The following is a 13390-nucleotide window of genomic DNA, read 5'->3' on the forward strand; positions in this document are numbered from 1 at the left end:
GACAGCGAACGATGACTGAGAACTACACGGCCCTTTACGAAGAGCACAAGAAGCTCGGCGCCTCCTTCACGGACTTCGGCGGCTGGCAGATGCCACTGAAGTACAGTTCCGAACTCGCCGAGCACCACGCCGTCCGCAAGTCCGCGGGCCTGTTTGACCTCTCCCACATGGGCGAAGTCTGGGTCACCGGCCCCGACGCCGCAGCCTTCCTGGACTACGCCCTGGTCGGCAAGATCTCCGCGATGGCGATCGGCAAGGCCAAGTACTCGCTGATCTGCAACGCGGACGGCGGCATTATCGACGACCTCATCACGTACCGGCGTGACGACGAGAAGTTCCTCGTGGTTCCCAACGCGGGCAACGCCAAGGTCGTAGCCGCGGCCCTGGCCGAGCGTGCAGGTTCTGCCAAAGAAGGCGGGTTCGACGTCACCGTCGAGGACGCGTCCGCACGGACCTCGCTGATCGCGGTGCAGGGGCCCAAGGCCGAGGAGATCCTGCTGCGCCTGGTCCCGGCCGCGCAGCACGAGCTCGTCACCGGCCTGAAGTACTACGCCGCCGTCGAGGTCCCGTTTATGTTCGGGGGCACCAGCCAGGATCTCCTGCTGGCCCGCACCGGCTACACCGGTGAAGACGGCTTCGAAATCTTCGTCGCCAACGACGACGCCGCCGCCCTCTGGCAGGCGCTCGTCGCCATCGCCGAGGACGGCGAACTGACCGCCGCAGGACTCGCGTCCCGCGACTCGCTCCGGCTCGAAGCCGGCATGCCGCTCTACGGCAACGAGCTCTCCCTCGACGGCGACCCGTACGCCGCCGGGCTGGGCCCGATCGTCGCCCTGTCCAAGGAAGGCGACTTCGTCGGCAAGGCCGCCCTGGCCGCCAAGAAGGAAGCCGGAGCCGGGTCCTCCACGGGCCGCAAGCTGGTCGGCCTCAAGGGCCTCGGCCGCCGGGCCGGCCGCGGCCACTACCCGGTGCTCAAGGACGGCAACACCGTCGGCGAAGTCACCTCCGGCCAGCCGAGCCCGACCCTGGGCTACCCGGTCGCGATGGCCTACGTCGACGTCGAGTTCACCGAACCCGGCACCGCCCTGGACATCGACCTCCGCGGCAAGGCCGAGCCCTTCGAAGTTGTCGCACTGCCTTTCTACAAGCGCCAAAAGTAGCCCAACAAGTACCCCAGCGGGACCGGGTGCCACAGCGGTACCCGGGGCCGGGGTTGTGTTGGCCCTTCGGGCCCGACATCCTCTGCATGCTCGGTCGCGAAGACGCCCGCTGGGCGGACGTGACGCTCCCTTAGACGCATGCTGCCGGATGCCGGGCCCGAAGGGCCCGGCCTCACCCGAGGTTTAACTCCGTAGGACAACCAACCACCACAGGACCAACGGGAACCGGCGCCTTCGAAAGCCAAAGGTGCTGGGGGATGAACAGCCTGCCGAGGGTCGGCTTGTCCCGAGAGTGTGTAAGGGCAAGCTCGATCATTGCGGGGGTTGAGCTTGATGACACGCTTAAGCCGGGGAGCAGCCCGTCCCTCGAAGAATACGAACGGCAAAGGTTCTTTCCGGAGATCTGTTGGCCCCGAAAACTGAACTGAATAGTGGCGGATGAGGGGATTCCGGAAGCGTGCGTCTAAGGGGGGCCCACACCGTCAGGGTTCCCTGGCCGAGCTTGCGAGGCTAGGGAGACGGTGGGGAGCGTCGCGTCCGCCCAGCGGGCGCCTTCGCGACCGAGCACGCGGAGGAATTGCCTCATCCGCCACCCAAACCCAGCCACAATTGATTTAGCCCACGACTTTTCAAACGTAAAGGAAAAACACATGGCAAAAGTTGCCCCTGAACTGCAGTACTCCGACGAGCACGAGTGGGTTGCACGGGAGGCCGGGAACGTTGTTTCCATCGGCATCTCCGCTGTCGCCACCGATGCCCTCGGCGACATCGTCTACGTGGACCTGCCCGAGGTGGGCGCCACGGTGACCGCGGGGGAGACCTGCGGCGAGGTCGAGTCGACCAAGTCCGTCTCGGACCTGTACGCCCCGGTCACGGGCGAGGTCACCGAGACCAACCCCGCCGTCGTCGACGATCCCTCGCTGATCAACAGCGATCCGTACGGCGCCGGCTGGCTCTTCAAGGTTGCCGCCGAATCGGACGGCCCGCTGCTCTCCGCGCAGGAGTACGCGTCCAAGAACGGCGGCGAGCTGTGAGCGCGGCGCAGGTAGCGGCGTTTGAGCAGGTAATCTCCCCGAGCCTGGACGCCGAACTGTCCGCACTGGATCCGGAGATCGCCGCGAAGATCGACGCCGAGCTGACCCGCCAGCGGGACGGACTCGAGATGATCGCCTCGGAGAACCACACGGCCAAGGCCGTTATGCAGGCGCAGGGCTCCGTGCTGACCAACAAGTACGCCGAGGGCTACCCGGGCAAGCGCTACTACGGCGGCTGCGAGCACGTCGACGTCATCGAACAGCTCGCCATCGACCGGGTCAAGGCCCTTTTCGGCGCCGAGTACGCCAACGTCCAGCCGCACTCCGGCGCGCAGGCCAACGCCTCCGTGATGCACGCGCTGATCCGTCCGGGCGACACCATCATGGGCCTGAACCTGGCCCACGGCGGCCACCTCACGCACGGCATGAAGATCAACTTCTCCGGCCGCCTGTACAACGTCATCCCGTACCAGGTCCGCGAGGAGGACCACCGGATCGACATGGCCGAGGTGGAGCGCCTGGCCCAGGAGCACAAGCCGCAGCTCATCGTCGCCGGCTGGTCCGCGTACGCCCGGCAGCTGGACTTCGCCGAGTTCCGCCGGATCGCCGACTCCGTGGGCGCCTACCTGATGGTGGACATGGCGCACTTCGCCGGGCTTGTCGCCGCCGGGCTGCACCCCTCGCCGGTGCCGCACGCGCACGTCACCACCTCCACCACGCACAAGACCCTCGCCGGTCCGCGCGGCGGCATCATCCTCTCCAACGACGCCGACATCGCCAAGAAGATCAACTCGGCTGTGTTCCCGGGCCAGCAGGGCGGCCCGCTGGAGCATGTCATCGCCGGCAAGGCCGTGGCGTTCAAGATCGCCGCGTCCCCCGAGTTCAAGGAACGCCAGGAGCGCGTGCTCGCCGGCGCCCGGATCCTCGCCGAGCGGCTGGTCCAGCCGGATGTCACTGCCAAGGGGATCAACGTGATCTCCGGCGGCACCGACGTCCACCTCGTCCTCGTGGACCTGCGCGACTGCGAACTGAACGGCCAGCAGGCCGAGGACCGCCTCGCGGAAATCGACATCACCGTCAACCGCAACGCCGTGCCGTTCGACCCGCGCCCGCCGATGGTCACCTCGGGCCTGCGCATCGGCACGCCCGCTCTGGCCACCCGCGGGTTCGGCGAGGCGGCGTTCGTGGAAGTTGCGGATATCATCGCTGAGGCCCTGATCGCCGACGCCGGCGCGGACCTGTCCGAGCTGCGTGCCCGGGTGGAGGCCCTCGCCGCCGCCCACCCGCTCTATCCCTCGGTTGATAACCTCGCCTAAGGGACGTATTACAGAAGTAGTAGCAGTACAGATCACGACGCCGGGCCGCCGCCACAAGCTGCCGCCCGGCGTCGTGCATCCGGCGGCGCTGCCGCCAACCGGCGGCCACACCGCCTTCCGGCAGGACCCCCTGCCGGGCCACAGTTAAAGCCAGTTAGGAACCGACAATGGCCGTTGGAGTCTTCGACCTCTTTTCCATCGGAATAGGACCGTCCAGTTCACACACCGTTGGCCCCATGCGGGCCGCCGCGGTGTTCGCCGAAGAACTGAAAACTTCCGGAGTGCTGGACCGGGTGGCAGGGCTGCGCGTGGACCTCTACGGATCCCTCGCCGCCACCGGCCACGGACACGGCACCATGACCGCGATCCTGCTCGGCCTGGAAGGCTTCCACCCGGAATTGATCCTCCCCGAGGAAGTGGAGGAGCGGCTCGCCGCCATCGCCGAATCGGGCATCCTGCAGCTTGCCGGCGCCGGAGAGGGTAACGGCGTGCCGCTGCCCTATGGGGTGAAGGACATGATCCTGCGTCCCCTGACCATCCTCCCGCGGCACACCAACGGCATGACGTTCACCGTCTCGGACGCCGACGGCGAGGTCCTGCGCTCCGCCACGTTCTTCTCCGTGGGCGGCGGATTCATCGTGCGCGAAGGCGAGGAGGATGCCGCGCTCAAGGAACTCGACGAATCCAAGAAGGAACTGCCGCTGCCCTTCCGCACCGCCGCGGAACTGCTGGGCCGCTGCCAGTCCAAAGGCCTCTCGATCGGCGAGATCATGTTCGTCAACGAGCGTGCCTCCCGCACTGAAGAAGAAATCCGCGAAGGCCTGCTGCACATTTACTCCGTGATGGAAGGCTGCGTCGAGGTCAGCCTCAAACGCGAGGGGCTGCTGCCAGGCGGCCTCAAGGTCCGACGCCGGGCACCGGACTGGCACGAACGCCTCATGAAAGAGGACAAGGACCGGGACCCGAAGTACTGGCAGGAGTGGGTCAACCTGATCGCCCTCGCCGTGAACGAGGAAAACGCCTCGGGCGGACGCGTGGTCACTGCCCCCACCAACGGGGCCGCCGGCATCATCCCCGCAGTGCTCTACTACGCCCTGCACTTCGCCCCGGGCATGGACAAGGCCACCCAGGCCGATCGCGACGACGTCGTGGTCAAGTTCCTGCTGACCGCCGCCGCCATCGGCGTGCTCTACAAGGAACAGGCCTCGATCTCCGGAGCCGAGGTCGGTTGCCAGGGCGAGGTGGGCTCGGCGTCGTCGATGGCTGCCGCCGGCCTCGCCGAAGTCATGGGAGGCACCCCGCAGCAGGTGGAAAACGCCGCGGAAATCGCGATGGAACACAACCTGGGCCTGACCTGTGACCCGATCGGCGGGCTCGTGCAGATCCCCTGCATCGAACGCAACGCGATCGCAGCGGCGAAGGCCATCAACGCCGCCAAGATGGCCCTGTGGGGCGACGGCACGCACCGTGTGTCCCTGGACGAGGTCATCGTGACCATGCGCGAGACCGGCCGGGACATGAGCTCCAAGTACAAGGAGACCGCGATGGGCGGGCTCGCCGTGAACGTCGTGGAGTGCTGACTCAGTTGTAAAGTGCCGCCCACAGGTTCAGCGATGCGGCGAACACGATCCAGGACAGGTAGGGCAGCAACAGCAGCCCGGCCGTCCGGCTGATTGGTCCGAAGTAGAGAACAGTGACCGCCACAGCTGCCGCCAGGGCGACAATGATGCCGAAGGCGATCCACAGCGCGGACGTGCCGAGCACCGGGTACAGGCCAAAGAAGACCGGCGTCCACAGCAGGTTCAGTACCAGCTGGACGGCATAGGCCGTCAGGGCGTGCCGGGTACCCTCGGCCCGGCGGCGCCAGACCAGCCAGGCGGCTACCGCCATTGCGGTGTAGAGGAGCGTCCAGACCGGTCCGAACACCCAGTTCGGCGGCGACCACGGCGCCTTGTCCGCGGTGGCGTACCAGCCGTTGACGTTGCTGGCGGTGGCAAGGCCGCCGAGCCCCGCGACAAGGGCGGAGGCCGCGAGAAAGACCAGCAGTCCCAGCAGCTGGGGGCCCATCGCGCGCATTCCGGTGGAGTGCCCCCGGCGTCCGGATCCTGTGGCTAATGATTGGTGGTCAGGCGGCATGCTTCCAGCGTAGCGGCTCCTTTCCGGGCTGGAGCACGGGCCCTGGCGGATAGACTTGAACCTGCATGTCCGCATGCCGCCGACGCTCGTACCGCAATGATTGGATACCGCACCCTTGCGTGAATTCACTGCCCGTTTTGCCTCTGCCGAAGAGATCGCCAACTGGGATGCCCACGTCACCGCGAATCCCAACGGCGGCAACCTCCTGCAATCGGAGGCGTTCGCCGAGGTCAAGCAGCACTTCGGCTGGAAACCTCTCCACCTCGTCTACGAGACGGCAGACTATACGAGCTACAACCTCGCCCTGGAGAAGTCCTTTCCGCTGCTGGGCAAGCTCTGGTACCTGATCAAAGGCCCGGATGTGGCCTCCGTCGAGGACATCCCGGGCATCGCCGCGGCCAACGCCGAGTTCGTGAAGCGCGCCCGACTGGGGGTCTTCGCCATCAAGATTGAGCCGGACATCGTGCGCTCCGAGGCCGCCGGAAGGGTGATCGAAAGCGCCGGCCTCGTCAAGACCCACAACCTCCAGCCCAACGACTCGACGGCCCTGCTGGACATCTCCCCGGAAGAGAACCAGCTGCTGCGCAACCTGCACTCGCGCGGCCGCAACGCCGTCCGCCGCGCCTTCCGCGAAGGTGTGGAGGTGTGCAATGTGGAGCCCACCGAAGAGAACTTCCGCGCCATGTACGCGCTGATGACCAACACCGTGGAAGCCAAGTCCCAGGTCCGCGTCCGCGAATACGAGTACTACCGCCAGTTCTGGACCAACTTCATCAACCGGGGCCAGGGCCGGCTGCTGTTCGTTTACGAGAACGGCGTGCCGTCGGTTGGCGCCTTCGTCATCAACTACGGCCGCAAGGGCACCTACAAGGACGGCGGCTCGCTGCAGAAGCGCGGCCAGTACGGCGACTCCCACCTCGTGCAGTGGACGGCCATCAACCAGCTCAAGGACCTCGGCTGCACCGAGTACGACTTCTGCGGGACACCACCCAGCGACCAGCTCAAGGACACGTCCAACCCGTTCCACGGCCTGGGACTGTTCAAGACCAGCTTCAGCAAGACGGTGACCGACTTTGTCGGCTGCTACGACCAGGTGCTGAGCCCTCTGAAGTACAAGGCCTGGATGGCCGCGGGGGAGCGGGTTGCCCGCCAGCTCTACACCCGCCGCACGGGCCAGCAGTTCTACTAAACCGGCTGCCACGGAAACTGAGGACGCCGGAATGACCAAGGAACCCGACAGCCGCCGCAGGCCGCATACCGATGGGCTGCCCAAGACCGAGCCGATGTCGGCCACGCAGGTGCGGCAGAACGCCGCGGCCAAGCGGATGCTGCGCCGGCTGGTCCAAGGGGAGAACCCGCCCACCGCCCCGATGAGCATCGTGGACCGGCTCGCCGGCAGCCCCTACGCCAACCCGATGATCCAGGTGGGCGGGGTTGACGCCTCGGCCCGTAAGACGATCGACTTCGCACTGCACCTGGCCGAGTCCATGTTCCGTTACGGTGCCGGCGCCCTCGAAGTGGAAACCAGCATCATCGCCATTACGGCGGCGCTAGGTCTCAAACACATCGAGGTGGACATCACCAACCAGTCGGTGGCCATCAACTACGCGCCCAAGGACCAGACTCCGATTTCGCTGCTGCGCGTCGTGCGGTCCTGGACCAACAACTACGCCGGACTGTCCCAGGTCCACCAACTGGTCACGGAAATCGTGGCCGGCGGGGTGGGCCGGGATGAGGCCGTGCGCAGGCTGGAGGAGATCACCCGCAGCGCCAAGCCCTTCCCCCGCTGGATGGTCACCGTGGCGTTCGGAATCTTCTCCGCAGCCTTTGTCGGTGTCCTGGGCGGCGGACCCGGCGCCTCCGCGGTGGCGTTCGTGTCCAACCTTCTGGTCAGCCTGCTGGCCCGGCAGCTGGGCCGCTGGCGTACCCCGGACTTCTTCATCACGGCTTCATGCTCCTTCCTGGTCACCTTCATCGCGCTGCTGCTCTGGCGGTTCGGCAGCGTGGTAGGCATCCAGATCGCCCCAGAGATCGTGGTGGTGGGCGGCATCCTGCTGCTCCTGCCGACCGGGCGGCTGGTCTCCTCGGTCCAGGATGCCATCAACGGCTTCCCGGTCACGGCGGCCGGCCGGTTCCTGTCCACCATGCTGACCTTCGGTGCGCTCGTGGCCGGCATCGCAGTGGGATTTGTGGTGGGGGCCATGATGGCGATGGAATCCATTGACGTCACCAAAACATTCCCGCCGACGTATCCCTTGTGGGTGGTGATCCTGCTGATCGCCATCGCGGTGCTCATGATCGGCATCACCGAACAGACCAGCTGGACCCTGCTGCTGCCGACAGCGGCCGTGGGCGTGGTGGGCTATCTGGTCCTGATCGGAGCCGAGAACCTGGGCATCGGCCAGCGTTTTTCACCGGCCGTGGCCGCCGTCGTCATCGGCCTGCTGGGCCGGGTGGTGGCGCTCCGGATGGGAGCCCCTCAGCTGGTGGTGGCCGTTCCGGCCGCCCTGATCCTGTTGCCCGGACTCACCATATTCCGTTCCATGTATGTATTGACCATCGAGGAATCGGAAATCCTGCTGGGCGCGGGGGGCATGCTCAATGCCGGTGCCATTGTGATGGGCGTCGCGGCCGGCATCGTGCTCGGTGACACTCTCGCCCGGCCCCTGACCCGCGGCCAGGCCAGCAACGAACGACGCCGGGCGCGGCGCCGCTAGCTCCGCGAGGACAGCCCCTCCGGCCGCCAGGCGCCGGGTTTCCCCACCTTTGCGGGTGCACCACGGCGAGTCAGTCCTCCGCGCCGGTGTGTCCCGGCGACGGTGGGGCGAAGATGGGGAAACTCCGCGGCGCCGGTAGGTCGTGCCGTCAGATCTTGCTGCTAAATCTGTCCGACGGGGAGCTTCTTCTCGGCCTGGAAGTCGTCCTCCACCCGGCCCTTCGCCCAGTAGCCGGACAGTGAGACCTGTGAGCGTTCGAGCCTGTGCTGCACGTAAAGCACTTCCCGCAGGCTTTTCATGTAGCCGCGCTCGCCGTGCGCAAAGACCTGCACCCGGCCCTCGGGCCACTTGGCGTCGCGCACCGCGGTGACCAGCAGGTCGCTGCCCCCGGCCGGAACGCCGCCGCGCAAAAGCCAGCGCAGTTCGACGCCGTCCGGCGAGGCAATCGCCTGAATGTCGGCGTCGCCGTCCACCTCGAGGAAGGCGATGCCGCGGGCGTCCGCCGGCAACGATTCGATCGAGGCGGCAATGGCCGGCAGCGCGGACTCGTCGCCCGCAAACAGGTACCAGTCAGCGGCCGGATCCGGATTGAACCCGCCGCCCGGGCCGGTGAACACCAACGCGTCGCCGGGCTGGGCGGACGCGGCCCAAGGTCCGGCCAGCCCTTCATCCCCGTGGATCACGAAGTCGATAGCGAGTTCCCCTGCTGCCTCGTCGACCCAGCGAACGGTGTACGTCCGGGTGTGCGGCCACTGCTCCCGCGGCATGGACTCCCGGATCTCCCATAGGTCCAGCGGTTCCGGGTAGGCGACTCCCGGCTGCGGGAACACGATCTTGACGTAGCGGTCCACGAAGGCGTTGTTGGCGTAGCCGGCGAAGCCCGGGCCGCCCGCAATGATCCGGACCATGTGCGGAGAGAGCTGCTCGCGCCGCAGGACGGTGAGATTGGTCTGCGGGCGGGAATTCCGGGTGGCCGAGGTGGCGGCGGGCACTGATGTCATGGGACCAAGCCTAGCCAAGAAGGTTGAGCCGGACCCTGACTGTGACGCCGGCTAGGGAAGCGGGGGCAGTTCCCAATCCACCGTGCCGTCGCCCTGCTGCTGAAGCAGCGTATTGGTGCGGCTAAACGGCCGGGAGCCGAAGAAGCCGCGCGCGGCCGAGAGCGGGCTCGGATGGGGGCTGGTGATCACCGGGGTGGCACCCAGCAACGGGCGTACGGTCTCGGCGTCCTTGCCCCATAGGATTGCCACGAGTGGCGCGGCTGCACCGCTCTCGGTGCAGCGGTTCGCCAGGGCGCTGATCGCCGCCGCCGTGACTGCTTCCCACCCCTTGTTCCGGTGCGAGCCAGCCGCCCCTGCCCGGACGCTGAGGACTCGGTTGAGCAGCAGCACACCCTGGTCCGCCCAGCTGCTGAGGTCGCCGTGGATCCGCGGCGGCAGCCCTAGATCGGCGTCGAGTTCCTTGTAGATATTTGCAAGGCTCCGCGGGATGGGCCGGGTGGCTCCGTCCACGGCGAAGGACAGCCCCACGGCGTGGCCCGGCGTCGGATACGGGTCTTGGCCCACGATCAGCACACGGACATCCGCCATCGGCTGCCGGAAGGCCCGCAGGATGTTCGACGGCGGCGGCAGGACCGCGTGGCCACCGGCAACCTCCCCGCCGAGGAAAGCCAGGACACCCCGCAACTGCCCTTCGACCGGCGCCAGTGCCTCGGCCCAGCCGGGAGCCACGAGCTCATCCAACGGCCTGTCGGCCAGCTCGGCGAAGCCGGCAGCCTCGGCCGCCGGGGGCTCCAGCTCGAACAGGGCATCGGAATCAAGGGAATCGGAGTTCGGCACAAGGCCCATTCTCGCAGGGCGGCGAATGACAAGCCTGTTATTCGCCCGTAGCATGGGGGAGGACTTTTCACCGGAACCAGCAGTGCCGGAACGAGCAGGGAGTGTGTCGTGGCCGAACAAGCGCAAGAGCACCTTTCGACGGCTGAGTCCGTTGCCGCGGATGTCCGCGACGAGTCGCCGCTGAGCGGCCGGGACCAGCAGATGCTGGCGCTGGAACGGCAATGGTGGAAGTACGCCGGCGCGAAGGAGCAGGCCATCCGCGAGCTCTTCGACCTCTCCGCCACGCACTACTACCAGATCCTCAATGCCCTCATCGACACCGAGGATGCGCTGGCCCACGATCCCATGTTGGTGAAGAGATTGCGTAGACTACGTACGTCACGCCAACGTGCGCGCACTGCTCGCCGCTTGGGCTCAGACGCGTAAAAGCACAGCCGGATGCGCGGAATCCCGCGGTAGGGTCGGCGTGGACAATTCGTCAGAAATCAGCAAGGACGTCGTTTTACCATGACCAAATACGCTCGGGATGAATTTGACCGGGTCCCGGAGACCTCCACTCGCCAGGGTGTCCACCGGGCCGTCGCCGCCTCCAGCCGCCGCCGTCTGGCACCCATCCTGGCCGTCGGCGCCGCGGCCCTGGCTGTCGGCCTCGTGGCCTTCCTGATCCTGCCGAAGCTCGGATTTTCCTCCGGCGGAAACACTGTGGCGGTATCGGCCGAGCAAGGCGGCAGCAGCGCCGCCGCGTCACCCGCCCCGACAGCCTCCAGTCAGGCTCCCAGCGCGACACCCTCCGCGTCTGCCACCCCCTCCGCGACACCGACGCCGACCGCAGCCGCCGTCGACAAGACACAGCCGGTGGCGATCTTCAACGGCACCACCACCGCGGGGCTGGCGAACCGCGTTGGCGGAACGGTCTCCACCGCCGGCTGGACCCTCGGCACGCTTGGAAACTGGGGAGGCGCGCCCCAGAAGCGTTCGGTCGTCTTCTACAGCGGCGCCGCGCAGAAGAGCAATGCCGAGGCCCTGGGCAAACTCCTCGGTATCCAGACCGTAGTGGACTCGGCCGAATTCCAGATGCCGCTCGTTGTGGTGCTGGGGCCCGGTTTCCAGTAGCCCCTTCCGGTTACGCCTGAATAACTATTCCCGCAGCGACCCGCCGGCTCCCTGCGCGCTGGCGGGAGGGTGTGGATAGAGTACTTGCGGACAACTTTTGCATCCCGCGGACGGCACCTGAGTCGTGCATTCTGCGGTAAGCATTCTGCGGGTCGCATTCTGCGGTAAGCATTCTGCGGTTCGCATCCCGCGGCGCACATTGTGGTGGGCCGCCCAAGCCGATTGAAAGTGTGGACATCATGGCACTGGGAACCGTCAAGTGGTTCAACGCCGAAAAGGGCTACGGCTTCATCACCGTGGACGATTCCGGCGCTGATGTCTTCGTGCACTGGTCAGCGATCGCGGGCGAGGGCTACCGCGCCCTGGATGAGGGGCAGCGGGTGGAACTCGAAATCGGCGAAGGCGAAAAGGGCCCGCAGGCCGAAAGCGTCCGGCCCGCCTAGTGGTCTTCTCCGCCGGAGCACAGGTGTCGCAGGACCCTGCCGAAACGACTTCCGGCCGGCAGTCCGCCGGCAGCACGATCCGCAACACGGTCCGCACCCGGGCGGTGGCCCTGCGGCGGGCCCGGGCCCTGGCGGTGGCGGCCGTTGCCGTCCTGGCCACCACCGCGTGCCTGGGGCCGGCGGGGGGCGCCCGCGTCGGGCAGGCCGACGCGAGCGGCGACGGAACCCTGCGAATCGGACTCATCCTTGACAACACTGGCCCGCAGGACTTCCTCAACGCCCCCCAGCTCGCCGCAGCGAAGCTCGCTGTCAAGGAAATCAATGCCGCAGGCGGCCACAAGGGCAAACCGGTGGAGCTTCTCCCGGCGACCGTCAGCGGTGACACCGCGGCGCAGGCCAAAGCGTTAGTTGCCGCCAAAGCCGACGTCGTCATCGGTCCGACGGACTCCAGCCGGGCGCCCGCCGCCATCGACGTCCTGTCCAACGCCAAGGTGGCCATCATTTCCCCCGCGAACTCCGCCGGCGGGCTCAGCAGATACGAGAGCAACGGCTACTATTTCCGCACTTCGGCAGCCGACATCGCCCAGGCCCCCGTTCTCGTCAAGCTCGCCAAGGACAGCGGCGCGGCGACCATCGCGGTTGTGTATGAGGAAGGCACCTACGGCAAAGACGTGTCTAACGCGGTGGCCGCCGCGGCCAAGGCGTGCGGCGTTGGGCCCCTCGTCGTGGCCGGGTTCGCCCCAGGCCAGGCACAGACGGCTGCTGCCGCGGCGAAAGCAGCGGCTCCCGACGCCGTCGTGCTGGTTTCCCGCGCGGGCGCCCAGGGCGCCATCGCCGAGCTGAACAACGCAGGCCTGGCCGGCAAGAAGCTCATCCTCAGCGACGGGGCGGTCAGCCAGTACGGTTCGGGCCTCGGCTCCAGGGCCCTCGACGGCGCGCGGGGGATCCTGCCGGGGACCTTTGCCTCCGCCCACTTCCAGGGCGAGCTGGTTGCCGTGGATCCGGGACTCAAGGACATGACATTCGCCGCAGAGACGTACGACGCCGTCAACCTTGCCGCCATTGCCGCGGCCGCGGCCCAGGACGACGCCGGAACGTCCATTGCGGCCAGCCTGATCGCCGTCTCGGGCGGAACAGCCCAGACGTCAGGCAACAGTGCGCCGTCAGGCGAAGCCGCGGTATGCAAGAGCTACCAGGAATGCCTCGACTCCATCCGGGCGGGCAAGCGCCCCGACTACGATGGGGAATCCGGGCCGGTGGGCTTCGATTCGAATGGAGACGTCAGCTCCGCAAACTATGTTGTCTACACCTACGGCCCGGACAACACCGCGACGATGAGCGGCAACGAAACTGCCAGCAGCAGCGGGTCTTAATCGCCCGTAGCGTATTGAGCCTTGCCGGAGTGCCGCCAGCATGCCGATGGTGGGTCATCCTGCGCGGCCACTGCTTGCACTCTCCCCGGGGGAGTGCTAATTATTGAGTTAGCACTCCCGCGTATTGACTGCTAAAACGACGCCCGGTTCGCCCGGCAGCGGAGTTGAAGCAGCCGATCCTGGAGCGAAAGAAACACCTGGCTGGGGTGAGATCCCGGGCCCAACGGCATACAGAGGCCGCCGGGCCAGGGATCGTCCGT

At 67.0% G+C, this 13390-nt stretch carries 13 protein-coding genes; 10 read left to right on the forward strand and 3 right to left on the reverse strand.

The features are described from left to right. Positions 1 to 11 precede the first annotated feature (11 nt). The 4 genes from gcvT (at position 12) to LDO13_RS03205 (ending at position 5090) form a co-directional block, all read left to right on the forward strand. On the forward strand, positions 12 to 1160 hold the full coding sequence (gene gcvT / locus LDO13_RS03190) for a glycine cleavage system aminomethyltransferase GcvT (RefSeq protein ID WP_224048628.1): 1149 nt from the start codon (positions 12 to 14) through the stop codon (positions 1158 to 1160). Between the two features lie 650 nt (positions 1161 to 1810). Further along, a complete protein-coding gene (gcvH, locus tag LDO13_RS03195) occupies positions 1811 to 2194 on the forward strand; it encodes a glycine cleavage system protein GcvH (protein WP_224048629.1) in 384 nt (127 codons plus the stop codon). Beyond that, on the forward strand, positions 2191 to 3510 hold the full coding sequence (gene glyA / locus LDO13_RS03200; RefSeq protein ID WP_275960311.1) for a serine hydroxymethyltransferase: 1320 nt from the start codon (positions 2191 to 2193) through the stop codon (positions 3508 to 3510). Before gcvH ends, glyA begins: the two co-directional genes overlap by 4 nt. 167 nt (positions 3511 to 3677) lie before the next feature. After that, positions 3678 to 5090 carry an L-serine ammonia-lyase gene (locus LDO13_RS03205; protein WP_224048630.1) on the forward strand — a complete coding sequence of 471 codons (1413 nt, stop codon included), beginning with the start codon at positions 3678 to 3680 and terminating at the stop codon, positions 5088 to 5090. A 1-nt stretch (position 5091) separates the two neighbouring features. Here the strand turns inward: LDO13_RS03205 and LDO13_RS03210 are convergent, their stop codons facing one another. Continuing rightward, positions 5092 to 5577: a TspO/MBR family protein gene (locus LDO13_RS03210; RefSeq protein WP_346347026.1), complete on the reverse strand. Its 486-nt coding sequence runs from the start codon at positions 5575 to 5577 to the stop codon at positions 5092 to 5094. Positions 5578 to 5761: 184 nt separating this feature from the next. Between LDO13_RS03210 and LDO13_RS03215 the strand changes: the two genes are divergently transcribed. Both LDO13_RS03215 and LDO13_RS03220 read left to right on the forward strand, forming a co-directional pair. Then, complete coding sequence (locus LDO13_RS03215) at positions 5762 to 6835, forward strand: peptidoglycan bridge formation glycyltransferase FemA/FemB family protein (RefSeq protein WP_224048631.1); 1074 nt, start codon at positions 5762 to 5764, stop codon at positions 6833 to 6835. 31 nt (positions 6836 to 6866) lie between these two features. Next, a complete protein-coding gene (locus tag LDO13_RS03220; RefSeq protein ID WP_224048632.1) occupies positions 6867 to 8363 on the forward strand; it encodes a threonine/serine exporter family protein in 1497 nt (498 codons plus the stop codon). A gap of 161 nt (positions 8364 to 8524) precedes the next feature. Here the strand turns inward: LDO13_RS03220 and LDO13_RS03225 are convergent, their stop codons facing one another. Both LDO13_RS03225 and LDO13_RS03230 read right to left on the reverse strand, forming a co-directional pair. Beyond that, on the reverse strand, positions 8525 to 9364 hold the full coding sequence (locus LDO13_RS03225) for a siderophore-interacting protein (protein ID WP_224048633.1): 840 nt from the start codon (positions 9362 to 9364) through the stop codon (positions 8525 to 8527). A 51-nt stretch (positions 9365 to 9415) separates the two neighbouring features. Continuing rightward, entirely contained in the window at positions 9416 to 10201 is a 786-nt protein-coding gene (locus tag LDO13_RS03230) for a uracil-DNA glycosylase (RefSeq protein WP_224048634.1), read from the reverse strand. Positions 10202 to 10309: 108 nt separating this feature from the next. Here LDO13_RS03230 and LDO13_RS03235 point away from each other — a divergent pair, with 108 nt between their 5' ends. The 4 genes from LDO13_RS03235 (at position 10310) to LDO13_RS03250 (ending at position 13130) form a co-directional block, all read left to right on the forward strand. Next, on the forward strand, positions 10310 to 10627 hold the full coding sequence (locus LDO13_RS03235; protein ID WP_224048635.1) for a DUF3263 domain-containing protein: 318 nt from the start codon (positions 10310 to 10312) through the stop codon (positions 10625 to 10627). Positions 10628 to 10708: 81 nt separating this feature from the next. Further along, on the forward strand, positions 10709 to 11314 hold the full coding sequence (locus LDO13_RS03240) for a LytR C-terminal domain-containing protein (protein ID WP_224048636.1): 606 nt from the start codon (positions 10709 to 10711) through the stop codon (positions 11312 to 11314). 239 nt (positions 11315 to 11553) lie between these two features. Continuing rightward, on the forward strand, positions 11554 to 11757 hold the full coding sequence (locus LDO13_RS03245; protein WP_224048637.1) for a cold-shock protein: 204 nt from the start codon (positions 11554 to 11556) through the stop codon (positions 11755 to 11757). Positions 11758 to 11867: 110 nt separating this feature from the next. Continuing rightward, positions 11868 to 13130, forward strand: coding sequence for an ABC transporter substrate-binding protein (locus tag LDO13_RS03250; protein ID WP_224049649.1), 1263 nt, complete (start codon positions 11868 to 11870; stop codon positions 13128 to 13130). The last annotated feature ends 260 nt before the right edge of the window (positions 13131 to 13390 follow it).

Origin of the sequence: Arthrobacter sp. NicSoilB4 (genome assembly GCF_019977335.1) — a bacterium.
GTDB lineage: Bacteria > Actinomycetota > Actinomycetes > Actinomycetales > Micrococcaceae > Arthrobacter.

Coding starts and splice junctions, on each gene's coding strand:
- LDO13_RS03245 (WP_224048637.1), top strand. CDS start 11,554: ATGGCACTGGGAACCGTCAAGTGGTTCAACGCCGAAAAGGGCTACGGC.
- LDO13_RS03220 (WP_224048632.1), top strand. CDS start 6,867: ATGACCAAGGAACCCGACAGCCGCCGCAGGCCGCATACCGATGGGCTG.
- LDO13_RS03205 (WP_224048630.1), top strand. CDS start 3,678: ATGGCCGTTGGAGTCTTCGACCTCTTTTCCATCGGAATAGGACCGTCC.
- LDO13_RS03240 (WP_224048636.1), top strand. CDS start 10,709: ATGACCAAATACGCTCGGGATGAATTTGACCGGGTCCCGGAGACCTCC.
- gcvT (WP_224048628.1), top strand. CDS start 12: ATGACTGAGAACTACACGGCCCTTTACGAAGAGCACAAGAAGCTCGGC.
- LDO13_RS03225 (WP_224048633.1), bottom strand. CDS start 9,364: ATGACATCAGTGCCCGCCGCCACCTCGGCCACCCGGAATTCCCGCCCG.
- LDO13_RS03210 (WP_346347026.1), bottom strand. CDS start 5,577: ATGGGCCCCCAGCTGCTGGGACTGCTGGTCTTTCTCGCGGCCTCCGCC.
- gcvH (WP_224048629.1), top strand. CDS start 1,811: ATGGCAAAAGTTGCCCCTGAACTGCAGTACTCCGACGAGCACGAGTGG.